We start from the raw sequence: 22,828 nt of genomic DNA on the forward strand, positions 1-22,828 counted from the left end.
GGGACCGGATATTTACAGACTCCCGTAATGGTTTTCAACCAATGGTTTCAGATTATTTTCCGTCACGCGGACGATGGCCATCTCGCGCTTGGCGTTGTCGGGCGAGTCGGAGGCGTGCGCGGCGTTGACCATGATGCTCTCGCCAAACTCGCGGCGAATGGAGCCAGTGGGCGCCTTCGACGGGTCGGTCGGCCCGAGGATGTCGCGGATTTTCCGCACGGCATCGATGCCTTGATAAACCACGGCGACGCATTTCTCGCTGCCGGGTTGAATTTTCTCCGACTCACTGCATTCGCTGGGCCGGCGACCGGACATGAATTTGACCAGGCTCTCCCAATGAATGCGGCCGGAGATCGGGCCGAGGAGGTTGCCGAGGGTGGCTTTGACTTCCGATGGAATGGAGAATCCCAGTTCCTGTTCGAGGGCGAGCACGGAGCGGTTGGCGACGGGCAGGCGGCTGATTTCCTGCAAAATATCGAGGACCGGCTCGTAGAAACGCTCGGCCTGATCGACGCTCATGCGGTGGACTTTGAACGCAATGATGGACAATCCCGATCGCGAAAATAGATCGATCACGCCGCCAGGTCGGGCGTTGGGGAACCGGAAATTATCCGGCTTGATGAGAACGAGCGTCTTCTGGACGTTGCTGCCCGGCGGATAGGAAATCGCCTTCTCCAGAACACCGCCATCGGAGTCGGAATACTTGGCCCAGAGCTTCAAGTTTCGCTCAGCGGAAATAGCATCGGGCGGAGCCAAGGCGGCGGGCTCGAAGTAGGCGACGTGGCCATCGGGATCGAGGACGTAATCGCCGTAAGTGTCTCGGATCGTCTCGCCGCGAGTGCGCTCGTTGGCGATGTGACCGACGACGTTGCGAATCTTGGAGACGGCATTTTCCCCACGGAAAACCAGCAGCATGACGCGAGCCGGAACGCCATGGGAGTCGGGTGAAAAATTCTTCTCCACATACGCCCGGATCAAGCCCTGAGTCTCGGCGTGGCGCGGGTCGGGATCGGTGATGATGGTCGAGGCGTAGGCTTCGACGAGCTCCTTCGATGGGGCGAACATCCGGCCTCCCACGAGATCGAGTCCGCTTCGGGAAATGGCCCGGGAAATGATGCCGCCCGTGCGCGATTTGCGGATCGAATGCGGCGTGATGAGGATGTAGGAAAGTTCGTCGGACATTGAAAAGAGAAACCTGAAACGTGTTACATCTGGAAACCTTCGCCCAGATAGAGCTTGCGGCTGACCGGGTCGTTGATGAGGAAGTCCTTGTCCCCTTCCCTGACGACTTTGCCTTCGAAGAGCAGGTAGGCGCGGTCCACGATGCCGAGGGTTTCACGGACGTTGTGGTCGGTGATGAGAATGCCCAGGCCGCTCGTGCGCAGGCTGGCGATGATCTGCTGCACCTCGGAAACCGCGATCGGATCGACGCCGCTGAACGGCTCGTCGAGCATGAGCAGCTTCGGACTCGTCACCAGCGAACGCGCAATGGTCAGTCGGCGTTTTTCACCGCCGGAAAGGGTGAGCGCGGTGTTTTTCGCGATGTGCTCGATGCCAAATTGCGAAAGCAATTCCTCGCAGCGGGCCTTGCGTTGTTTGCGGCTGAGATCGGTCGTTTCGAGAATGGCGACGATGTTTTCCTCCACCGTCATTTTGCGAAAAATGGATTCCTCCTGCGGCAGATACCCCATGCCCATGCGCGCGCGGCGATGCATCGGGAGTTTGGTCACATTCTCGCCCTCGAAAATGACTTGGCCGCCGTCGGGTTTCACAAGACCGACGATCATGTAGAAACTGGTGGTTTTTCCCGCTCCATTTGGGCCGAGCAGTCCGACGACTTCGCCGGCGCGAACATTCACATCGACCCCATTGACGACGGATCGGCCGCCGTAGATTTTCAGAAGTTTGTCGGTTTGCAGGAGTGGCGCTGACATCGGGAGAGTCTTTTTCTCCGATGCGCCCGCCTTGGGCAAGGTAAAATCCGGAAAAGAGAAAAAAGCGGGCGTTTTACTTCGGCTTTTTGTCGTCGTCGGACGGCATGATCGTGGTCCGGCTCGGCCCGTCGGTCTGCAGGCGGCCATCCTTGAAAATCGTCATCTTCGTCCGTGGATCGGTGGAAATGTGTGTGTTGCCGCCCTGCTGAATCTGCGGGCTGCCGGTGAGAACGATGCGACCGTCGATGGTGGTGTAAATGGCGTGCTCGCCTTTGCCGGTGGATTTTTGATCCGGACCTCCATTCTTATCTTTCTGGATGGAAACGATGTTGACGTTGCCGTCGGCGTTGGCCTGCTTCATGCCGCCTTCCTCCTTGTTGAGCTGCACCGTGAGCTTGTCGCAGGTCATGCTGAACTGCGGGTCCTGCACCTGAACATTGCCGACAAAGACGGCCACGTGGTTCTGGTTGTCGAACGTGGCCTCAGTCGAGGCGGTAACGATGGTCGGGCCCTTGGCCTTGTCATCACCGAAGAGATTCAGGGATTTGTCCTGTGCGGGCAGGTGGCAGGCGGCGGTGCAAAAAAGAGTGAGGAAAAGGAATTTACGGACCATTGGGTGTGGGTGTGGGTGAAGGCTCCGAAGTCTCGGCTGATCGATTGAAAATTTCCATGCGGATCTTGCTCAAAACGCGGCCAGCGCGTTTTTTGCTGTCAAACTCCATGCCGACGCCAGTCAGCACGAAATCGTTGCGGCGGACTTCCACGCTGTCGTCGGATTTGATCACGCTGCTGGACAGGTCGTAAGTCGCCGTCGGGAAATGCACCAGCATGTCGCGCTGGCCCTTGTCGTCGAAGGTCTCGACTTTCAATGCTTTCATCTCGACCACATTGTCCGTGGTGCGATTGGCCGTCTCGGCGTCAAACTGCATCTTCAGCCGTCCCATAAAATCGTAGAACGGCAGGTGCAGACCCTTCACTGGCTGGTTCAGCGGCACTGCGATATTGATCTTGCCCGCCTGGTTGTCGAGTTGCGCAGCCTTGTCGGCTTTATCGGCTTTATCGGATTTTTCGGATTTGGCCGGCTTGGGTGAGGTCGCCGGAGTTTCCGCAGGGGCGAGTTGCATCGTAATCAGGCCGAGCGCCAGAACGCCAAACTTAAGACAGCGCCGCATGGATTTTGAGCAGGGTGCGAAGGACGCCCGAGAGATCGGCCAGCGGCACTTGATTGGGTCCGTCGGAGAGCGCTTGCGCCGGGTTTTCGTGCGTCTCCATGAAAATGCCATCGCAGCCAGCGGCCATTGCGGCGCGAGCCAGAACCGGAGCCAGAATGCCGTCGCCGCTGGTTTTGTCGCCACCACCACCGGGACGCTGCACGCTGTGAGTGGCATCGAAGACGACTGGGTAACCTTGTTCGCGAATCCAGTAAAGCGCACGCATGTCGGCGACGAGATTGTTGTAGCCAAAGGTCGTGCCGCGCTCGGTGAAGAAGAACTCCGTGCACTCATGCGCCTGCAACTTGTCGCCGATATTCCGAACATCCCACGGAGCGAGAAACTGGCCTTTTTTCACATTCACGGCGCGTCCGGTTTGCGCAGCGGCCACGATCAAATCGGTCTGGCGGCAGAGAAACGCCGGAATCTGCAGCAGGTCGATAAATTCCGCTGCGATCTCCGCCTCCTCGGGCGAGTGAATGTCGGTCGTCACTGGCACGCCGTATTCACGGCCGAGGTCGGCGAGCAGGCTGCAACCCTCTTGAATGTCGATCCCGCGATACGAGGAGCCGGAGGTGCGGTTGGCCTTGTCGTAGCTCGCCTTCAGAATGTAACTCGCGCCCAGTTCGCCGCAGATTTCGGCGATTTGACGAGCCATGCGCCGAAGAAAAACCTCCGACTCGATGACGCACGGTCCGAGGATGAAAAGCGGAGTGGAGTCGCCGAGGGTGAGTGAACCGATTTGGCAGGGACGCATGGAGAGGGGAAATGACTAAATCCTAAATCCTAATGACTAAGAATTACGAGCCGTAGCTTTTGCTGAAGCGCTTTTTGTCATTGGAGGAAATAGTCGTATCGGTGCTGATGACTGGCGTCGATTCGATTTTTGGCTCCTCGGCAATTTCCTCTTCACCCTGACCGAACCCGCCGCGCGAGACTTCGAGAAAGGCGAGTTGCAGATTGCTCAGAGCGTTGTTGATGATCTTTTCTTCGTCCGAAGTCAGGTTTCCACGGGTTTTTTCGCGAACCATTTCCAGCTGGTCGATGAACATCCTGGCGGCTTCGAGGTTCACGGTCGCCTCGCCCGTTTGCGGATTCGGGATTTGCCCGAGAAACAACGCCGCGTGCTGCGACTGCATCATGACAAATTCGATGAAGCGCTGGGTCATTTCGCCCATGTTGGAGGATTTTTGGATTTCGGCCATAGGTTTGGAGGTTAGTTTTTAGGTTGCACGGTGGCAATGACGCGGGGTTTGCCCAGGAAATATTTTTGCGCGACGCGCTTGGTGTCGTCCAAAGTCACGGCGTTGATGCGTGCCTCAGTGCCGAGGTAATAGTCGTAGCCGAGGTTGTAGAGTTCGTTCAAGGCGCAACTGTAGGCGAGCGAATCGTTGCTCTGATTCTGGATTTCCTGCTGCCCGAGCAATTTCTTTTTTGCGCGGTTGAGCTCCGTTTCAGTGAGGCCGTCGTTCGCCAGTTTGCCGATCTCTTCCAGCATCGCGGTTCGCACTTTTTCCACCTTCAGCGGATCGGTGCCGAGATAGAAGGTAAACACCCCAGGGGCGAGGCCGGTGAGCTGGCTGGTGCCCACGGAATAGGCGAGACCGAGGTTGTCGCGGATGGTCACAAAAAAACGTGAGCCGAGATCGCTGCTGGCCTCGTCGATGAGGTCGAGCACCGGTTTGTCAGGGCTGTAAAGATCGACCGACGGATAGCCGATCATGAGAATGGCCTGAGCGCGTTTTTCGTTCTTCTCGACCGACGTTTCGGCGGCCAGCGGCGCGGGTTTGGGTGGATTCACCAGCGCTGGTTCGCCCTTCGGCAACGAGGCGAGTTGCATTTCAATTAGGCGGCGCACTTCCTCCGCTTTTACGTCGCCGAAGATGGCGATGACTCCATTTTCTCCGACGCAATACTGGTCGTGATAATCCAACAGGCTCTTTCGATTTTCCGCCGTGACGCTTTCCGGGGTGCCGCTCGCGGGAATGCCGTAGGGGTGGCTCGGAAACAACGTCGAGCGCAGCAGGTCGCGGGCGACGGCGTTGATTTGCTCCTTCTCCGCTTTTTGCGCGGCGAGCAGCGATTCTTTTTCACGCGAGATGATCGGCTCCGGGAACGACGGGTTCTTCAACACGTCGGAAAGCAAATCGACGATCAAGGTCAGATCGGCCTTCGTCGCCTCGACATTGACGGCGAAGGAATTATTCCCCGCATCGCTGGAAATGCTGCCGCCGACAGACTCGATTTCGTTGGCGATTTGCTCGGCGGTGCGGTTCGTCGTGCCCTTGGTCAGCACGCTGGCAAAAAGTCGGCTAAGTCCTGCGGTTTGCGGTGTTTCGACTAACAATCCGGCCTTGAAAACTGCCGTCGCTGATACCAATGGAAGTCGGCTGTCCTCGCGAACGAGCAGTCGCAATCCATTGGAGAGCGTGAACTTCTGGATCGGCTTCGCTTTCGGCGCGGTATCGACGGTGCTCGCGACCGCCAGACTCCCCGGCGGATTGAGCGAGACGACGGTTTCATTCGTTTCGGTGAGATATTTCTGGGCGACGGCGCGCACTTGATCGGCAGTGACGCGATTGATCGCCTCGACGTATTGACGGGAGAAATCCAGATTTCTCGCCACGAGCCAGCTCGAACCCAAATCACTGGCCCGGCCCTTGGTCGTGGTCAGCCCCCCGATCGTGCTGGCGAGGAATATTTTCTTGGCGCGGTCGAGCTCGACCTGGGTGATGCCGTTTTTCGCAACCTCGGCGAACATCGCCTCGACAGCCTTCGTTGCCTCGACGCGTTTGCCCGGTTCCGTCGCGGCGGATGCGATCAGCAAACCCGGATACGCTGGCGAATAGACCGAACTGGAAATGGAGAAGACGAGCCCTTTTTTCTCGCGCAATTCCCGGTAAAGCCGCGCGGTGCGTCCGTCGCCCATGATCGTCGCAAGCACGTCGAGCGCAGGAATGTCGGGATGATCCAAACCGGGCACGTGCCAGGCGAGCATGACCCGGCTGAGTTCGGTCGGAAACTCTTGGTGAACCTCACGTTTGCCGAGTTGCGGCGGCTCGGCGGGAATGTAAACCGGCGGCAGCGCTGCGCGTGGATAGTCGGCGTAAAACGACTCGAGTTGCGTGTGTATCTGACTCGCATCGACATCGCCGACGACGACGAAAGTCAGATTATTCGGCACGTAGCGAGCCTTGTAATAACGCATCACGTCCTCGCGAGTGAGCGTGTTATAGACGCTCATGTGGCCGATCACGGGATAGGCGTAGGGATGCACCTGATACGCCGTGTCGAAGAGCAGCAGGCTCGTCATCCGATCCGGATTGTCGTAGCCCATGGCAAATTCCCGGCGGATCACCTCCTGCTCCTTGGTGTATTCCGCCTCGGGCAAGGTCGCATTCACCGAGACATCGGCCAAAATATCGAGCGCCTTCGTCACGCCCGCCTTCGGAACTTCGATCCAATACACCGTGCGGTCGAACGACGTGTAGGCATTAATGTAACCGCCCTCGTCCTGGACTTCGTTGGCGATTTTACCCGGCGGACGCGTCTTCGTTCCCTTAAAAAGCATGTGCTCCAAAATGTGCGACATGCCCGCACCGAGCAGTTTGTCCTCGTGAATGCTCCCGGTGTTGCACCAGGCCTGCACGCTGGCCACGGGCGAACTGTGATCCTCCTCGACGATGATGGTGAGGCCGTTTTGCAGGACCCATTTTTGGACGTTGCGCCCCGGGATGGTGAGCGGTGCGGCGGGACTGACGGTGGACATTTCGGAGATGGAAAACATGAGCGCGAAGAAAAGGAGAAGGTTTTTCATGCGACGGGACGATCCGGGCTGGCCGATTCCGAGGAGCGTTTCGCCGATGGCAAAAACGGCTCAACGAAAGCCACATGGAAGTCGAATCCGTTTTGGAAATCCTCGATCGAGTCCGTCGCATTTTTTCCGAAAACGCCGGCGTGGATGAGGTTGAAAACCATCTCGCCCACATCCCCGCAAGTTTTGATGCCCCAATACTCCAGCACGGTCGGCACCATCGGGCCAAACTCGCGCAACGCATAGAGCCGAACGCCGTCGATCAGCTCGGCGGGAGTCACATGCGAGACCGCGTTGGTGCGGGCCTTGCGCTTTTGTTTCACCGTAAATTCGAGTGCTTCCTTCAGGAAAACATAAGCTTCGCGGTCGTAGCGGGAGTCGTGTTCGAGGAGTTCGTCGAGAGCTTGGAAGAGTCCGTTTTTAGGCATGGAATGAGGTTTAAGGTGCGGCAGAATCATCGGCCAGTCCGGCGGTTTTTTGCGGCTTCACCAGACTCGCCACCACGTCCGTGGACCGTGTGCGCAAGTGATGAATCACGGCCCCGCTCGCCACGGCCAGCAGCACGGCGGCGATTAAGATTTGCTCCCGGATTGTCAGTGAAAACATTCGCGTGCGCAAGATACACGGGTGACGGATATTCGCAATCTCATGAACCTGACGCGCTTCAGCCTGGCCGCCGTGCTGCTGTTTGCCACCGGCGAAGGACCGCTGCATTCGACTGAAACTCCCGCGCCGACTCCGGGTCAAACGGCCGATCCACGGCAGCAGATGAACCAGGAAATCGCCACGCTGCGGACGGCTTTGAGTCTGATGCAACTCAGCCGCGCCAAACAAACCGACGAGCAGATCGCCACCACGCGGAAGCTCTACGACGACTTGATCGAACATTTTCCAAACGAGCCGGAGCCTCATGCGGCGTTTGGCGAATATCTCTTGCTGATCGGACGCAACGAGGAAGCCTTCCAGCAATGGTCCATTGGACTGCAACTCGACCCGCAGCGGGCGGACATTCTCGCGGCGCAATCCGACTTGCTGCTGCAAACCGGACAGATCGTGGCTGCGGCAGACGCGATGGAAAAGGCCGCCCAACTGGAGCCGAAAAACGCCTCGCATCTTTACGGGCTGGCCCACATTTACACGCTGTTCCGCCGCGATCTCATGGCTTCGCGCCACCTCAGCGAGGACGAGATGATCACTCGTGGCACGGAGTATTTCCGCCAAGCCGCCGAGCTGGCTCCAGAAAATCTGATCTACGCCAAGGCTTACGCAGAGACCTTTTACACCCAGCCCCGGCCCGATTGGAAGCTGGCCCGCACGGCTTGGGAATCGCTCCTCGCCCGCTCCAGCGAGAAAGATTTCATTCATACCCAACTCGTCCGGATCAATCTCCAACTCCGCGACAAGGCCGCAGCCAATGCGCATCTCGCCGCGCTCACCGATCCTGCGTTTGCTTCGGTAAAAGCCAAGCTCCAGAGGCAGGTGGACCAGCTTTAGTTCCCTGCAACTTCACGAAATTTTCACTGGAGACGGAGCGGCGCTCGTTTCAGGATGGACGCTTTCCGATGAGCCTGCCAAACCCACGCATTCCCCGTCACGTCGCCGTCATCATGGACGGCAACGGCCGCTGGGCCAAGGAACGCGGGTTGCCGCGAGTCGAAGGTCATCGCAAGGGTGCGGAGACCGTCCAGCGCGTGATCGACGGCTGCATTGAGACCGGAGTCGAATTCCTCACGCTCTACGCTTTTTCCATCGAAAACTGGAAGCGTCCCCAACTCGAAGTCAGCGCGCTGATGCGGCTCCTGATCGAGTTTCTCCGCTCGCGGCACCAGGAAATGCTCGATAAAAACATCCGTCTCCGCGTGATTGGCCGACTCTCCGATTTGCCATTGAAGACGTTTGCCCAAGTCGAGAAATCCATCAACGCCACCGCGCAGAACACCGGGCTCACGCTCATTCTTGCCCTCAGCTACGGCTCGCGCACCGAGATCCTCGAGGCGGTGAACAAACTCATCGCGCAGGCTCCGAAAGCACCTGTCACCGAGGAGCAATTCAGCCGCGCGCTTTACACCGCCGACTACCCGGACCCCGACCTGCTCATACGGACTTCGGGTGAAATGCGGCTCTCCAATTTCCTCCTTTGGCAAATGAGTTACGCCGAGATTTACGTCACGAAAAAGCTCTGGCCCGAATTTTCTCGTGAAGATTTTCTCGACGCCATGCGGGATTTTGCGCAAAGAGAGAGGCGCTATGGTGGAATTTAGCCATATCGTCCGATCTCTCACATGCAAACCATCCTCATCGTTGATCCAGAAACTGACTTTCTCGAGTGGGCTCAGCACCAGCTCACTACTCCTGCCACCTCGGTTCTGACCGCCACCACTGCCGACGAAGCCATCCGCCTTTTCGCCAAGGAAGAGCCGGACTTGGTCATTACCGAGACCCATCTGATGCCCTTCAGTGGTATGGAACTCCTCGCCCGCATCCGCCAGCGCGATCCGAATGCGATGGTCATCCTGATCAGCGCGTTTGGCACGACTCAGAGCGTGATCGAGTCGATGAAGCTGGGAGCCTTTGACTTCATCCGCAAGGAAGCGCTCCCATTTAATCTCAAGCCGGTCGTCGATGCCGCGCTCACCTCGCAGGCGGAAATGCGCGCCGCGACTGCTTTCAAACCCCAGCTCACCGTCGAGCAGCACAACGAAAGCATCGTCGGCCAGTCGCCCGCCATGCAGCAGGTCTTCAAAATGATCGGACGCGTCGCCCACAGCGAAGCCCCAGTCATGATCACGGGTGAGTCCGGCTCCGGCAAGGAGCTCGTCGCCCGCGCCATTCACCATTACAGCAACCGCAGCGAGGCCAGCTATCTGGCGATCAACTGCGCCGCCATTCCCGAAAATCTCCTCGAGAGCGAACTCTTCGGTCACGAGAAAGGCGCGTTCACCGGAGCCATCGCCCAGCGCGTCGGACGCTTCGAGCAATGCAACGACGGCACTCTTTTCCTCGACGAAATCGGCGACATGCCACTTCCAGTCCAATCGAAAATCCTCCGCGTCCTCCAGGAGGGCGAATTCTCGCGCGTTGGCGGCAACGTCACCCTGAAGACCGACGTCCGCATCATCGCCGCCACCAATAAAACCCTCGAACAGGAAGTCGCCGCCAAGCATTTCCGCGAGGACTTGTTCTATCGGCTCAACGTCGTCCGCATTCATCTGCCGCCGCTCCGCCAGCGCAAGGAAGACATCCGGCTTCTGGCCGAGTATTTCCTGCAAAAAGTCTCCGTCACCCGGCATGTCCCGCGCATCCGCATCTCCGAGGAAGCCGTCCGCGTTTTGGAAGCCTACCCGTGGCCGGGCAACGTCCGCGAACTGGAAAACACCATCCAGCGCGCTTCCGTTCTCGCCACCAGCGAGGTCCTCATGCCCAAGGACATCCCGCTCGGCATGGCCGCTCCGATCAACGACGACGCCAGCGCTACCGGTGCTGGCGGCGGAACGTCTGGTGGCCTCGCCACCGTCGAGAGTGCGATCGAACTCCTCCTCAGCAAGGCACTCGCCGACAGCAGCATCCAACTCCTCCCCTGGCTCGAGCGCGAATTCACCCTCTACGCCATGCAAACCACCCGTGGCAACCAAGTGAAATCCGCCAAGCTCCTCGGCATCACCCGCGCCACTCTCCGCAAACGCATCGAGCGCTACGGCATCACCAAGGAACTCACCATCCAGTAGCAGAGCCCCCGGGAGCGCACGCGTCTCGCGTGTCTCCAGCGGACGTCTCGTCCGATGGCTGGACGGGAGAGTGCCCCACCAACCCCATGTCCTCCCACAGCTACCAATGGCACTCCGGCTCCTGGCAGCCCTTCTCCGGCATCCCGCTCACCGACCGTGCCTTCCGCCACGGCATGTCGGCCTTTGCCACAATCCGCATTTATCGGGGGAAATACATCAGTCTCCCTGAGCACCTGGCCAAACTCCGCCTCACCTGCGCCCAGCTCGGACTCCGACTCCCTCCGGACGACAGCGCCAGCCTCCCTCCTGGCATTGAGCATGGACTCGCCCGCATCACTGTCACCGCAGGCGACGGTTCTTTTCTCGATCCTTTAAACGACGGACGCCTCTTCCTCGTTCTCACGCCCACCCCTGCCGAGCCTCCCCGGCCCCGCAGCCTCGCCCTCCTCGATACGACTCATACTCCGCTCTTCGCCGGATTGAAGATCGGCAACTACTGGCCCCAGATCGACGCCCGACGCCGCGCAGCCGTCCTCCATTGCGATGAAGCCGTCCTCGTCAACGCCAGCCACCACGTCATCTCCGCCAGCCTGGCCAACCTCTTCGCCTGCATCGACGGCCTCCTCCTCACCCCGCGAGTGAACAGCGGCGCGCGGGCCGGAGTCACCCGCGACTGGGTTCTCAGCCGCGAAGACATCATCGTCGGCGACTTCCACCCCGAGCAACTCCGCGAGGCGAGTGATATCTTCCTCACCAGCAGTGCCTACGGCATCGCCCCCATTGCCTGTCTCGACGGAAAACCCCTCCCCTGCCAATCCATTGGAACTCGCCTCCAAGCCGATTACCTGCACTGGCTCGCCGCCCAGTAGCCTGCCCTGTCCGCTGGAAAACTTCGACAGCCGACCTCCGCTGTGCGCTGTTTATTCGGGTGGACTTGTGAGCAAAAAGGACCACTATGACTCTCGTAAACTGGTAAATCCATCCCGGCAGTCTGTTGTTATGCAAGATGTCCCCCCCGCCTCTTCGGACTCGAAGGAACTCCGTGACTTAAAATCAGCGCTCGATGAGCACGCCATTGTGGCAGTGACCGATCCGCAGGGCCGCATCCTGGAGGCAAATGACCGGTTTTGCGCGATCTCGCAGTATTCGCGGGAGGAGCTGATCGGGCAGGATCATCGGCTGATCAACTCGGGGCACCATTCCAAGGAGTTCATGCGCACTCTTTGGAGCACGATTAGCCAGGGCAAGGTGTGGAAGGGGGAGATCAGGAACCGGGCGAAGGACGGCACTCACTACTGGGTGGATTCAACCATAGTGCCATCCCTCGATGAAGCTGGGAAACCCCGCCAGTATCTGGCGATCCGCCAAGACATCACTGCGCGCAAGCAGGCCGAGGAGGCCAGCCGGTGGCTGGCAGCGATCGTGAATTCCTCGGAGGACACCATTATCGGCAAGACTCTGGAAGGCATCGTCACGAGTTGGAATCCGGGTGCGGAGCGGATGTTTGGCTATCGGGCGGAGGAAATGATCGGACGATCGATCCTGCACCTGTTTCCCCCGGAGCTGGAGCACGAGGAGAGCGAATTGATCAATCGGATTGCCCGTGGAGAGTGCGTGAGGCATTTCGACACCAAGCGAAAGTGCAAGGATGGCTCCGTGTTGAATGTATCCGTCACCCTGTCGCCGATCATGGACGAGGAGGGCCGGATCGTCGGGGTGTCGAAGATTGCCCGCGACATTACGGAGCGGAAAAAGGTGGAGGAAAACCTGCGGGCGACCCATGAGCAGTTGCATCAATTACTGGAACATAGTCCGGCGATTATCTACGCCGGCAAGTGGGTGGATGGAGAGGCCGTCCCGTATTTCGCCAGTGCCAACATTGTCCAGATTCTAGGATATCTGCCCGAGGAAGCCCTGCGACCCGAGTGGTGGACGGAGCAGTTGCACCCCGAGGACGAGGAGCGTGTGCTGGCCAGCCTGCAGGAGACCTTCAACCACGGCACGAGCCGCACAGAATTTCGCCTACGCCACAAGGACGGCACCTATCGCTGGATGGACGACAATCGCCGCCTCGTCCGCACGCCCGAGGGCGATCCGGAAGAGATCATCGGCGTCTGGAACGACGTGACCGAGCGCCGGAAGCTGGAGGAGCAATACCGCCAGGCGCAAAAGATGGAGGGCATCGGCCAGCTCGCCGGGGGCGTGGCGCACGACTTCAATAACATTCTCGCCATTATCCAGATGCAGGCCGAGCTGATGGCGATCAGCGGCGGCCTCTCCGATGTGCAGAAGGAGTTTGCGGACGAGATCAACATCACGGTCCAGCGCGCTGCGGCGCTCACCCGCCAACTCCTCCTCTTCAGCCGGCGCGAGGTCTTCCAGCCCCGCGACCTGGACCTGAACGACTCCATTACCAGCACCACCAAGATGCTCAACCGCATCCTCGGCGAAAACGTGCAGATGCAGCTCAAACTCGCCTCGATGCCCATGTTCATCCATGCCGACGCAGGCATGATGGATCAGATCCTCATGAATCTGGCCGTCAACGCCCGCGACTCTATGCCCGAGGGCGGTCACATCATCATCGAGACCGAGGGCGTGCATTTCGACGAGTTGGCTGCCACCCAGGCCACCCAGGCACGGGTCGGCTCGTTCGTGCGGCTCAGCGTCAGCGACAGCGGCTGCGGCATTCCCCCGGAGCTGCTCGCGAAGATCTTTGAGCCCTTCTTCACCACCAAGGAAGTGGGCAAGGGCACCGGGCTCGGTCTCGCCACCGTTTTCGGCATCGTCCAGCAGCACCAAGGCTGGGTGAATGTTTATAGCGAGATCAACCACGGCACCACCTTTCGCATTTACCTGCCGCGTCTGGTTCGGAATGAATCGAAGCTCACCGCCGCTTCGCCCGAAGCCATGCCCATGGGCACCGAAACCATCCTGATCGCGGAGGACGATCCCGCTCTGAGGCTCTCCGTTCGCACCGCCCTCAGCTACCTCGGCTACCGCATCCTCGAAGCCCCTACCGGAGTCAAGGCGGTGGACGTCTGGAATCAGAACCGGGAGGAAATCAGTCTCCTGCTCACCGATCTCGTCATGCCCGACGGCATGTCTGGCAAAGCCCTCGCTGAACGGCTGATCGGCGAGAACCCCCAGCTCAAGGTGATCTTCATGAGCGGCTACAGCGCCGAGATCGTGGGCAAGGATTTCCCCCTCAAGGAAGGGGTGAACTTCCTCACCAAGCCCTTTGCCGCCGCCAAGCTCGCCCACGCCGTGCGAAACGTCCTCGACGGTTGACTTCATCCGGCGGCGGGGGAAGTTCGGGGTCCGATGAGGGGACTTTCAGTGTTATGACGGGATTGTTGCAGGCCGTGGGAGCGTTGCCGGCGCTGCGCAAGCGGCTGGAGGCGATCCGGAAAAAAAGAAATGCCGTGGAGTTCAGCCATGTGGCGGAGGCGGCGCAGGCGTTCGTAGTGGCTTGGCTGGCCTCGGAGTTGGACTGCGCTCTGTGGGTGGTGTGCGAGAATCTGCGGGAGCAGGAGCGGGTGCATAATGAGTTGCTCACCTGGCACCCGGACGGGGCGTTGTTTCTTCCAGAGATCGAGGCGTCCATCGTGGAGAATGCGATTCCCGACCCGGAGATCGCGGCGGAACGGCTGGAGGTGCTGCAACGGCTGGCCAAACCGGGGCGCAAGGTGGTCGTGCTCACGCGTCAATCGCTGGAAGGCGCTGTGCCAGCGGCGTCGGCCATGCAGAAGCAAAGCGCGCGGCTGGCGCGGGGTCAGCGGCTGGACCGGGAGGAATTGGTCGGGAAACTGGTGGCGGCGGGTTACGAGGGTGTGCCGCAAGTGGCGTTGAGGGGGCAATTTTCCGTGCGAGGGGGCATCCTGGATGTCTTCTCCTGGCAGCACACGCAGCCGGTGCGGCTGGAGTTCTTTGATGATGAGATCGAGTCGATTCGCAGCTTCGATCTGGATGAGCAGACGTCGGTGGAGGTGCTGGATGTGTGCCAGGTGTTGCTGGGCGACCTCGAGCAGAAGCTGGTGCCGTTGCGGAGTTACCTGGAGAAAACGGCGGTAACAGTCGAGTTAGGGAGCACTCTGGAGGAGGCGCAGGTGCGGATCCTGGAGGGCGCGGCGGAGGGCGGCGACTCGGTGGAAGACTACGCGGGGGCATTCTTTCCGCAGAACTTCGGGGAGTTGGAGGCGGGCGATCTGATCGTGGAGGAGGCCAAGCGCGAGGCGCTCTTCCGTCAACTCCGGGAGTGGGATCGTGATGGGTGGCGGATGGTGCTTTTCTGCAACAACGAGGGAGAAACGGAGCGGTTTCAGGATTTGCTGAAGGATCACGAGGTGGAGTTGGCGCGGCTGACGTTTGCCGAGGGGAGTCTGGCCCGTGGTTTTACCTGTCCCGAGGCGCGTCTGGCGGTGCTGACGGATGGGGAAATCTTTGGGCGGTATCAGAATAACCGGAGCCGCCGGCTGGCCCTCCGTCGGGCTCGGGTGCAGGCGCAGCGGAGTCAGATCGATTTCAGCGAGCTCACGGAAGGAGATTTCGTGGTGCATCTGGAGCACGGCATTGGGCGGTTTCTGGCGCTGGAGACGTTTGAGCGCGATGGCAATGAGCAGGAGGTGCTGGTGCTGGAGTTTAAGGACGATGCGAAGCTCTACGTGCCGCTGGAGCAGGCGTTCCTGGTGTCGAGATACGTTGGAGTCGGCAAGCGGACGCCGGATCTGAGCGCGCTGGGCGACGCGAAATGGGCGAAGGCAAAGAAGGCGGCGGAGAAGGCGGTGTTCGATTACGCGGCGCGGCTGCTTTCGATCCAGGCGGAGCGGGAAACGACGCAGGGCTATGCGTTTCCACCCGATGGAAAGTGGCAGCACGAGTTTGAGAGCGCCTTCGTTTACAAGGAGACCCCGGATCAATTGACAGCCATCGCGTCGTCGAAGGAGGACATGGAATCGACCCGCCCGATGGACCGGCTGATCTGCGGCGACGTGGGCTTTGGCAAGACGGAGGTGGCGATCCGCACGGCCTTCAAGGCAGTGATGGGTGGCAAGCAGGTGGCGATCCTCGTGCCGACGACGGTGCTGGCGCAGCAGCATTACCAGAATTTCCGGGAGCGGATGTCGGATTACCCCGTGACAATTGAAATGATGAGCCGTTTCCGGACGGCGGCGGAGCAGCGGAAGACGGCCCAGGGTTTAACCGATGGCACGGTGGACATTGTGGTCGGCACGCACCGGCTGATCTCGAAGGACATCCAATTCAAGGACTTGGGTTTGGTCGTGGTGGACGAGGAGCAGCGATTCGGGGTGTTGCATAAGGAGAAATTCAAGGAGCTTTTTAAGAAGGTGGACGTGCTGACGTTGTCCGCAACGCCGATCCCGCGAACGCTCTATTTGTCGTTGATGGGGGCTAGGGATATGTCGGTGATCGAGACGCCGCCGCAGAACCGACTGCCCGTGGAGACGGTCGTCTGCGGCTACGATGAGCGGATCATTCGCGACGCGATTAACCGGGAATTGGGGCGTCAGGGGCAGGTCTATTTCCTGCATAACCGCGTGATGACGATCGAGAAAGTGGCCAGTCGAGTTAGGGAACTATGTCCGCAGGCGCGCATCGGGATCGGGCACGGCCAGATGGATGAGCACGAGCTGGAAGACGTCATGAGGGCGTTCATCGACGGCGAATTCGACGTGCTTATTTCCACGACGATCATCGAGAGCGGGATCGACATTCCGAACGCGAACACGATCATCATCGACCGCGCGGATCGTTTCGGGCTGGCGGATTTGTATCAGCTCCGGGGTCGCGTCGGCCGGGCGCAGCACAAGGCTTACGCGTATCTCATGCTGCCGCGCGACCTGATGACTGTCGGTGCCGCGCGGAAACGAGTGAACGCGATCAAGCAGTATTCGAGTCTCGGCGCGGGCTTCAAAATCGCCATGCGCGACCTGGAGATTCGCGGCGCGGGAAACGTCCTCGGCACAGCCCAGAGCGGGCATATTATCAACGTCGGGTTCGACCTTTATTGCCAGTTGCTGCGGCAGGCGGTGTCGAAGATGAAGGGCGAAAAAGTAAAGCCGCGCATCGAGATTTATATCGGACTCGACTTCGTTTCCCTCAACGAAGCCGAATGGCTGCGCGAGCCGCAACTGGCTCCGGCGTTTCTCCCGGCGAGCTACATTTCCGAGCCGAAAGTCCGCATCGCCGCCTACCGCGCTCATGCGGAGGTGAACAATCCCGGTCAACTCGCCAAGCTCCGCAAAACCTGGCGCGACCGCTTCGGCCCCCTCCCCGACGCCGTGGAAAATCTCCTGCGCCTGTCCGATCTCAAGCTAGCCGCCGCCGCTTCCAAGATCACTCGCGTGGAGGTGCGCGAAAGCAAGGTCATGCTCACGCGCGGCGGCGATTACATCCTCCTCGGCGGTAAGTTTCCCCGCTTGACTTCAAATTCGCCGGAAATAGCTTTGGCGGACCTTTTGACCCTGCTGAAGAAGTTCTAACTCGAATCCATGTTTATCAATCGCCTGCTCCGCACCGCCTGTGTGCTGTCCGTTTTCACCTCATTTGCGGGCCAGCTCGTGGCCGAACCCGAGGTTCTCGACGGCATCGCGGCCGTGGTCAACAAGGAGGTCGTCACCTTCTCCCAAGTCCGCGAAATGGTCGCCCCGCGCGAGCGCGCCCTGCGCCAGGCCTACTCGGGAGCCGATCTGGAGGCCAAGGTCAAGTTGCTGCGCGAGAACGCCTTGCAGGAATTGATCGACCGCCAGCTCATTCTCCAGGACTTCAAGAAGAACGATTTCAAACTCCCTCCCTACGTCATCGAGGAGCACATTAAAACAATCATCCGCGAGGAGTTTGGCGGCGATCGCGGAGCCTTCATTCGCACCCTCCAGGCGCAGGGTTACACGCTCAGCAAGTTCAAGGAAATGGAGATGAACAAGATCATCGTCCAGGCCATGCGCGGCCAGAAAGTGAAGAGCAATCTCGCCATTCCGCCGACGAAAGTGCGCGACTATTACGACAGCCACCGGCAGGAATTTGCCGCCAACGAATCCGTGCAACTCCGCATGATCGTCATTCCCAAGCAGTCGCCGGACGGCGGCAGCGCCACGGCCCAGAAGGAACTCGTCAGTGAAATCCGGGCCAAGATCAAAAACGGCGCGGACTTTGCCAAGATGGCCCAGCTTTATTCCCAGGATAGCTCGGCTGATGTCGGCGGCGAATGGGGCTGGATCGACAAAAAGACGCTCAACCCAGCGCTCACGGAGGCTGCGTTCGCCTTAAAGCCGGGTGAGGTCGGCCCGGTTTTTGAGCAGGCCAGCAACTATTACCTGATGAAAGTCGAGGCCCGCAAAGAGCCGACTTACGCTCCATTCGATACGGTGAAAAAGGACATTGAGGCCAAACTCCTCGGCGAGGAACGCCAGAAGGCGTCCGAAAAGTGGCTGATCGAGTTGCGCAACAAAGCCTACATCAAACGCTTCTAGCCCCGAAGTGAGCCGCAGGTCAGCGGATTCATTTCACCAATAACATGCGACTCGCCATCACTTTGGGAGACCCCGCGGGCATCGGACCTGAAGTCGTCGATGCCGCCCTCGATCACCTGCCGAAAGGGGTGAAAGTCACCCTGCTCGGACGCGCTCGAAACCCCGGCGAGCCTGATCTCGCTGGAGCCCAGGCCGCCTGGGACGCCCTGGAGGAGGCCGCCCATCTCGCCATTAAAGGCAAGATCGACGCCATCGTCACCGGCCCCGTCAGCAAGCATCAGCTCCACCAGATCGGCTACCCGTTTCCGGGCCAGACCGAGTTCTTTGCAGTGCGCTCCAAGACGCCGAACTACGCCATGTGCCTCACCGGCGGCAACCTCACCGTCGCCCTCGTCACCGCCCACATCCCGTTGCGACACGTCACGCTGACCACGCCGGAAATCATCCGGGTTTCCCGCCTGCTCGCCAGCCATCTACGAAGACGCGGCATCGTCAAACCCGCCATCGCCATCGCTGGATTCAACCCCCACGCGGGGGAAAATGGCGACCTCGGCACCGAGGAAATCGACATCATTGCGCCCGCCGTCGCCGCGTTGCAGAAGGAGAAACACGCCAGCTTCGCCGGTCCATTTCCGCCCGACACGATTTTTCATCAGGCCGCCATCCTGCACAAATGGGACGGCGTCGTTTGCATGTATCACGATCAGGGCCTGATTCCGCTCAAACTCCACGCGTTTGACGAAGGGGTGAACGTCACGCTCGGGCTCCCCTTCGTCCGCACCAGCCCCGACCACGGCACCGCCTTCGACATCGCCGGCAAAGGCATCGCCTCGCCAAAAAGCATGATCGCCGCGCTGCACCTCGCCATCGCCCTCGCCACTTCCCAGCACTAACTTCGCATGACGAAATACCTCAAAGTCTTCGACATCGCGCTGCAAAACACCTTCGTTTATCGCTGGAATTTCCTCTTGCGCTCCCTCTTCGGACTCGTCCCGCTCGCGGGTACCATTTATATCTGGGGCGCGATCTTTCACGAGCGGCAGGCTGCCATCGGCGTTTACGATTACTCCAGCATGATCTTTTATTTCATGCTCATCATCGTCGCGGAAAGCCTTATCACCCCCACCGAGGACGAATGGCAAATCGCCGCCGACATTCGCGATGGCCAGCTCAATTCCTTCCTCACCAAACCGATCGATTACCTCGTTTATCGCCTCAGCCTCTTCGCCGGTTATCGCCTGCTTTACACCGTCGTCACCCTGCCCTTCATCCTCCTCATTTTCTGGATGCTGCGCGAACACATCACCCTTCCGGCGCACGGTATCACCTGGCTTTACACCGTCATTTCACTGGGACTCGCCGCCATTTTGCAATTTCTCATCGCCTACTCGCTGGCCATGTTTGCCTTCTGGATTTTGGAAATCTCCACCATCGTCTTCATCCTCTACAGCTTTGAATACTTCCTCAGCGGCCAGCTTTTCCCGCTCGACATCATGCCCGCATGGTTCCAGCGCTTCCTCGATTTTCTTCCCTTCAAATACGAGCTCTACTTCCCCATCGCCGTCTTTCTGGAAAAAATGAAGCCCGCCTTGCTCCTGCAAGGCTTCCTCTTCCAAATCGCCTGGGTCGCGATCCTCTACGGCATCGCCCGCCTGCTCTGGCGCCGGGGCCTCCGCAAATACTCCGCCGTCGGCGGGTGATCAGGCCGTCCGTCCGCAGCAGGCTTTGAATTTTTTGCCGCTGCCGCAGGGACAAGGATCGTTTCGGCCAACGCTGGGAGCAGCCGCACGTTTGGGCAGGTCGAGCGTCAGAGTTTGCGCTCCGCCATCGCCGCCGGTGCTGGCGTCGGGTGCCTGTTGGTGAACCATCAACGTCGGAAGATTGGCGAGGAATTTCTCAAAAGCCATCAGGTTGGTCGTGCTGCGGAAGAGATTGTTGAGGATCTCACCCCGGATGTTGCCCATCAGCTCGACGAACATGGCGTAGGCCTCGTTTTTGTATTCCACGAGCGCATCTTTCTGGCCGTATTGGCGGAGGTAGATGCCTTCGCGGAGGGCGTCCATGCCGTAAAGATGCTCCTGCCAGAGGCGGTCGATGGCGTTGAGGAGGATGTAACGCTCAAGGCTTTGCAGGGCGAGATCGTCCTCGTGCTCGGCTTTGCTGGTGTAGGCTTTTTTGAGGCGCTCAACGAGAAAGGCGGAGTTGCCGGCGGTGTCGCGGGTCTCAAATTGGGCGTTCTCGGCGGTGAGCCCGAGCGGGAACGTCGTGTTGCACCAATGCAGGAGCGCGCCGTAGTTCGGCTCCTCGCCGTTCGGCTTGTCGAGAAACTCAGAGACTTTGACCGGGATGGCCTCGTCGATGGTTTCAAAAATGAGTTTGCGCGGTTCCTCGCCGTCGATGGCGTCGTTTCGGAAGCCGTAAACGACTTCGCGCTGTTTGTTCATCACGTCGTCGAAGTCGAGCGTGCGTTTGCGCATGAGGTAATCGCGTTGCTCGACGCGCTTTTGGGCGGTCTCGACGCTGCGATTGAGCCACGGATGCTCCAATTCCTCACCATCGGCGAGGCCGAAGCGCTCCATGATGCGGGTCATGCGGTCGGCGGCGCCGAAGTTGCGCATAAGGTCATCCTCGAAGCTGACGTAGAATCGACTGGAACCCGGATCACCCTGGCGCGCGCAACGTCCGCGCAACTGGCGGTCCACGCGGCGCGATTGGTGGCGCTCGGTGCCGACGACATGGAGCCCGCCGACTTCGGTGACGCCCGGCCCGAGTTTGATGTCGGTGCCGCGTCCGGCCATGTTTGTGGAAATGGTGACGCTTCCGGCGATGCCGGCGCGAGAGACGATCTCGGCTTCTTGCAGGTGGTATTTCGCGTTGAGAATAGTGTGAGGAATTTTCTCACGCTTCAACATTCGGCTGATCAATTCACTAGCCTCGACGCTGACCGTGCCGACGAGAACGGGCTGGTTGCGAGCGTGCGCCTCTTTGATTTCGGCGATGACGGCGTTGTATTTTTCGCGACGGGTTTTGTAGATTTTGTCGTTGCCGTCGATGCGTTTGATCGGGCGGTTCGTCGGGATGACGATCACGTCTAATTTGTAAATGTCGTGCAACTCGGTTGCCTCAGTTTCGGCGGTGCCGGTCATACCGCCGAGTTTTTCGTAAAGGCGGAAATAATTCTGAATCGTGATCGTTGCGAGCGTCTGCGTTTCGCGATCAATCTGCACGCCTTCCTTGGCTTCGACGGCTTGGTGCAACCCATCGCTCCAACGGCGTCCGGGCATTTTGCGGCCGGTGTTTTCATCGACGATGATGACTTTGTTTTCCTCGACGACGTATTCGACGTCCTTCTCGAAGAGGCAGTAGGCCTTCAAAAGTTGCGAGATGTTGTGGATGCGCTCGCTTTGAAAATCGAACTGCTTCTGGCGCTCCTGCTTGAGAGCTTCGCGTTGCTCGGCGGGCGTCTCTTTGTTCATGTCGATCTCGGAAAACTCCGTGATCAAATCGGGCAAAACGAACGCTTCCGGCTCGTCAGGATTCAAAAAATCGCGCCCCATATCAGAGAGATCGGCCTCGTGAGCTTTCTCGTCGATGGTGAAGAAAAGCTCCTCTTTTAGCGCAAACAATTCGTCCTTTTTCGTGTCGCCGTAGAAGGAAAGCTCGGCCTTATCCATGGCCTTGCGCTTTTCGTGATCTTCCATCATGCGGAAGAGCGCCTTGTTGCGCGGCTGGCCGAGTTTGCACTTGAACATGAGCACGCCCGCAGTCACGGAGTCGCCGCGCTGAAACGCCAGATCGGCGTCCGAAATGAGTCGCGTGCAAAGCTGCGTTTGCTTGCGCACGAGCTGATCGACGAGCGGGCGGAACTTGTCGTATTGATGCGTGCTGACCGTGGCCGGACCGGAAATAATCAGCGGCGTGCGAGCCTCGTCGATCAGGATCGAATCGACCTCATCGACAATCGCATAATAGTAGCCGCGCTGGACTTGCTGCTCCTTCGTCGTCGCCATGCCGTTGTCGCGCAGGTAATCGAAGCCAAACTCGGAATTCGTCCCATACGTGATGTCGGCGGCGTATTTTTCCCGACGCTGCGACGGCTGGTCGTCGTGCTGCGTGGCGGTGCAAGTCAGACCGAGAAATGTGTAAAGCTGGCCCATCCATTCGGCGTCGCGGCGGGCGAGATAATCATTGACCGTGACGACGTGAACGCCGCGTCCGGTGAGCGCGTTCAGGTAAACGGGGCAGGTCGCGACGAGCGTTTTGCCCTCACCCGTGGCCATTTCGGAAACGCGTCCGTTGTGCAGGACCATGCCGCCGATGAGCTGCACGTCGAAGTGGACCATGTTCCAAGTTTCCAGGTGATCGCAGACGAGCGCCTGATGCTTGCGCTCGGCGAGCCGGCGGGCGGCGTTTTTGACGACGGCAAATGCCTCGGGAAGGATTTCATCCAAGCGACGGGCGAGAAGATCGTAGTCCTCAATCGCATGTAACTCCGCTTGCCACGCTTTCGTCTTGGCGCGCAAATCGTCGTCGGAAAGTGAGTGGAGTTTCAGTTCAATCTCGTTGATTTTGGCAACGGTCGGCCCGAGGCGTTTGATTTCGCGCTGGTTCTTGGAGCCAACGATTTTTTTGAGAAGCCAGTTAATCATACAGG

The 22,828-nt window shown here is 59.4% G+C and carries 19 protein-coding genes; 9 read left to right on the forward strand and 10 right to left on the reverse strand.

All coding sequences use genetic code 11. From position 1 onward, the window contains the following. Window positions 1-12: 12 nt before the first annotated feature. The 9 genes from ABIT76_06765 to ABIT76_06805 all read right to left on the reverse strand — a co-directional run bounded on the left by ABIT76_06765 (window position 13) and on the right by ABIT76_06805 (window position 7,565). Window positions 13-1,182, reverse strand: a complete 1,170-nt coding sequence (locus tag ABIT76_06765) for a nucleoside-diphosphate kinase (protein ID MEO7932841.1) — start codon at window positions 1,180-1,182, stop codon at window positions 13-15. Window positions 1,183-1,205: 23 nt separating this feature from the next. Then, window positions 1,206-1,934, reverse strand: coding sequence for an LPS export ABC transporter ATP-binding protein (gene lptB, locus ABIT76_06770; GenBank protein ID MEO7932842.1), 729 nt, complete (start codon window positions 1,932-1,934; stop codon window positions 1,206-1,208). 73 nt (window positions 1,935-2,007) lie between these two features. Then, the gene (locus ABIT76_06775) at window positions 2,008-2,547 is read right to left on the reverse strand and encodes an LptA/OstA family protein (protein MEO7932843.1); all 540 of its coding nucleotides are present in this window, start codon (window positions 2,545-2,547) and stop codon (window positions 2,008-2,010) included. Further along, the gene (lptC, locus tag ABIT76_06780; GenBank protein ID MEO7932844.1) at window positions 2,537-3,106 is read right to left on the reverse strand and encodes an LPS export ABC transporter periplasmic protein LptC; all 570 of its coding nucleotides are present in this window, start codon (window positions 3,104-3,106) and stop codon (window positions 2,537-2,539) included. Before lptC ends, ABIT76_06775 begins: the two co-directional genes overlap by 11 nt. After that, window positions 3,090-3,902, reverse strand: coding sequence for a 3-deoxy-8-phosphooctulonate synthase (gene kdsA, locus ABIT76_06785; protein MEO7932845.1), 813 nt, complete (start codon window positions 3,900-3,902; stop codon window positions 3,090-3,092). Before kdsA ends, lptC begins: the two co-directional genes overlap by 17 nt. A 43-nt stretch (window positions 3,903-3,945) precedes the next feature. Continuing rightward, entirely contained in the window at window positions 3,946-4,350 is a 405-nt protein-coding gene (locus ABIT76_06790) for a DUF1844 domain-containing protein (protein MEO7932846.1), read from the reverse strand. An 11-nt stretch (window positions 4,351-4,361) separates the two neighbouring features. Further along, a complete protein-coding gene (locus ABIT76_06795) occupies window positions 4,362-6,962 on the reverse strand; it encodes a pitrilysin family protein (GenBank protein ID MEO7932847.1) in 2,601 nt (866 codons plus the stop codon). Further along, the gene (locus tag ABIT76_06800) at window positions 6,959-7,387 is read right to left on the reverse strand and encodes a Minf_1886 family protein (protein ID MEO7932848.1); all 429 of its coding nucleotides are present in this window, start codon (window positions 7,385-7,387) and stop codon (window positions 6,959-6,961) included. Before ABIT76_06800 ends, ABIT76_06795 begins: the two co-directional genes overlap by 4 nt. 10 nt (window positions 7,388-7,397) lie before the next feature. Continuing rightward, on the reverse strand, window positions 7,398-7,565 hold the full coding sequence (locus tag ABIT76_06805; protein MEO7932849.1) for a hypothetical protein: 168 nt from the start codon (window positions 7,563-7,565) through the stop codon (window positions 7,398-7,400). Window positions 7,566-7,607: 42 nt separating this feature from the next. Here ABIT76_06805 and ABIT76_06810 point away from each other — a divergent pair, with 42 nt between their 5' ends. The 9 genes from ABIT76_06810 (at window position 7,608) to ABIT76_06850 (ending at window position 19,874) form a co-directional block, all read left to right on the forward strand. Then, window positions 7,608-8,453 carry a hypothetical protein gene (locus ABIT76_06810; GenBank protein MEO7932850.1) on the forward strand — a complete coding sequence of 282 codons (846 nt, stop codon included), beginning with the start codon at window positions 7,608-7,610 and terminating at the stop codon, window positions 8,451-8,453. A gap of 68 nt (window positions 8,454-8,521) precedes the next feature. Then, a complete protein-coding gene (locus ABIT76_06815) occupies window positions 8,522-9,220 on the forward strand; it encodes an isoprenyl transferase (protein MEO7932851.1) in 699 nt (232 codons plus the stop codon). A gap of 21 nt (window positions 9,221-9,241) precedes the next feature. Further along, window positions 9,242-10,684, forward strand: coding sequence for a sigma-54 dependent transcriptional regulator (locus ABIT76_06820; protein ID MEO7932852.1), 1,443 nt, complete (start codon window positions 9,242-9,244; stop codon window positions 10,682-10,684). An 86-nt stretch (window positions 10,685-10,770) separates the two neighbouring features. Then, on the forward strand, window positions 10,771-11,553 hold the full coding sequence (locus ABIT76_06825; GenBank protein ID MEO7932853.1) for an aminotransferase class IV: 783 nt from the start codon (window positions 10,771-10,773) through the stop codon (window positions 11,551-11,553). Window positions 11,554-11,683: 130 nt separating this feature from the next. Further along, on the forward strand, window positions 11,684-13,975 hold the full coding sequence (locus ABIT76_06830) for a PAS domain S-box protein (protein MEO7932854.1): 2,292 nt from the start codon (window positions 11,684-11,686) through the stop codon (window positions 13,973-13,975). A 53-nt stretch (window positions 13,976-14,028) separates the two neighbouring features. Beyond that, on the forward strand, window positions 14,029-17,187 hold the full coding sequence (gene mfd / locus ABIT76_06835) for a transcription-repair coupling factor (GenBank protein MEO7932855.1): 3,159 nt from the start codon (window positions 14,029-14,031) through the stop codon (window positions 17,185-17,187). Window positions 17,188-17,196: 9 nt separating this feature from the next. Continuing rightward, window positions 17,197-18,174, forward strand: a complete 978-nt coding sequence (locus ABIT76_06840) for a peptidyl-prolyl cis-trans isomerase (protein MEO7932856.1) — start codon at window positions 17,197-17,199, stop codon at window positions 18,172-18,174. Window positions 18,175-18,218: 44 nt separating this feature from the next. Next, a complete protein-coding gene (gene pdxA / locus ABIT76_06845) occupies window positions 18,219-19,067 on the forward strand; it encodes a 4-hydroxythreonine-4-phosphate dehydrogenase PdxA (protein ID MEO7932857.1) in 849 nt (282 codons plus the stop codon). Between the two features lie 6 nt (window positions 19,068-19,073). Next, the gene (locus tag ABIT76_06850; GenBank protein ID MEO7932858.1) at window positions 19,074-19,874 is read left to right on the forward strand and encodes an ABC-2 family transporter protein; all 801 of its coding nucleotides are present in this window, start codon (window positions 19,074-19,076) and stop codon (window positions 19,872-19,874) included. Here the strand turns inward: ABIT76_06850 and secA are convergent, their stop codons facing one another. Next, a complete protein-coding gene (gene secA / locus ABIT76_06855; GenBank protein MEO7932859.1) occupies window positions 19,875-22,823 on the reverse strand; it encodes a preprotein translocase subunit SecA in 2,949 nt (982 codons plus the stop codon). Window positions 22,824-22,828: the final 5 nt, after the last annotated feature.

This window comes from Chthoniobacterales bacterium, from assembly GCA_039930045.1.
Taxonomy (GTDB): Bacteria; Verrucomicrobiota; Verrucomicrobiia; order Chthoniobacterales; family DASVRZ01; genus DASVRZ01.

What these genes read in the sequence shown, in the direction of transcription:
- ABIT76_06765 (MEO7932841.1), bottom strand. Translation starts at nt 1,182, where the DNA reads ATGTCCGACGAACTTTCCTACATCCTCATCACGCCGCATTCGATCCGC.
- lptB (MEO7932842.1), bottom strand. Translation starts at nt 1,934, where the DNA reads ATGTCAGCGCCACTCCTGCAAACCGACAAACTTCTGAAAATCTACGGC.
- ABIT76_06775 (MEO7932843.1), bottom strand. Translation starts at nt 2,547, where the DNA reads ATGGTCCGTAAATTCCTTTTCCTCACTCTTTTTTGCACCGCCGCCTGC.
- lptC (MEO7932844.1), bottom strand. Translation starts at nt 3,106, where the DNA reads ATGCGGCGCTGTCTTAAGTTTGGCGTTCTGGCGCTCGGCCTGATTACG.
- kdsA (MEO7932845.1), bottom strand. Translation starts at nt 3,902, where the DNA reads ATGCGTCCCTGCCAAATCGGTTCACTCACCCTCGGCGACTCCACTCCG.
- ABIT76_06790 (MEO7932846.1), bottom strand. Translation starts at nt 4,350, where the DNA reads ATGGCCGAAATCCAAAAATCCTCCAACATGGGCGAAATGACCCAGCGC.
- ABIT76_06795 (MEO7932847.1), bottom strand. Translation starts at nt 6,962, where the DNA reads ATGAAAAACCTTCTCCTTTTCTTCGCGCTCATGTTTTCCATCTCCGAA.
- ABIT76_06800 (MEO7932848.1), bottom strand. Translation starts at nt 7,387, where the DNA reads ATGCCTAAAAACGGACTCTTCCAAGCTCTCGACGAACTCCTCGAACAC.
- ABIT76_06805 (MEO7932849.1), bottom strand. Translation starts at nt 7,565, where the DNA reads ATGTTTTCACTGACAATCCGGGAGCAAATCTTAATCGCCGCCGTGCTG.
- ABIT76_06810 (MEO7932850.1), top strand. Translation starts at nt 7,608, where the DNA reads ATGAACCTGACGCGCTTCAGCCTGGCCGCCGTGCTGCTGTTTGCCACC.
- ABIT76_06815 (MEO7932851.1), top strand. Translation starts at nt 8,522, where the DNA reads ATGAGCCTGCCAAACCCACGCATTCCCCGTCACGTCGCCGTCATCATG.
- ABIT76_06820 (MEO7932852.1), top strand. Translation starts at nt 9,242, where the DNA reads ATGCAAACCATCCTCATCGTTGATCCAGAAACTGACTTTCTCGAGTGG.
- ABIT76_06825 (MEO7932853.1), top strand. Translation starts at nt 10,771, where the DNA reads ATGTCCTCCCACAGCTACCAATGGCACTCCGGCTCCTGGCAGCCCTTC.
- ABIT76_06830 (MEO7932854.1), top strand. Translation starts at nt 11,684, where the DNA reads ATGCAAGATGTCCCCCCCGCCTCTTCGGACTCGAAGGAACTCCGTGAC.
- mfd (MEO7932855.1), top strand. Translation starts at nt 14,029, where the DNA reads ATGACGGGATTGTTGCAGGCCGTGGGAGCGTTGCCGGCGCTGCGCAAG.
- ABIT76_06840 (MEO7932856.1), top strand. Translation starts at nt 17,197, where the DNA reads ATGTTTATCAATCGCCTGCTCCGCACCGCCTGTGTGCTGTCCGTTTTC.
- pdxA (MEO7932857.1), top strand. Translation starts at nt 18,219, where the DNA reads ATGCGACTCGCCATCACTTTGGGAGACCCCGCGGGCATCGGACCTGAA.
- ABIT76_06850 (MEO7932858.1), top strand. Translation starts at nt 19,074, where the DNA reads ATGACGAAATACCTCAAAGTCTTCGACATCGCGCTGCAAAACACCTTC.
- secA (MEO7932859.1), bottom strand. Translation starts at nt 22,823, where the DNA reads ATGATTAACTGGCTTCTCAAAAAAATCGTTGGCTCCAAGAACCAGCGC.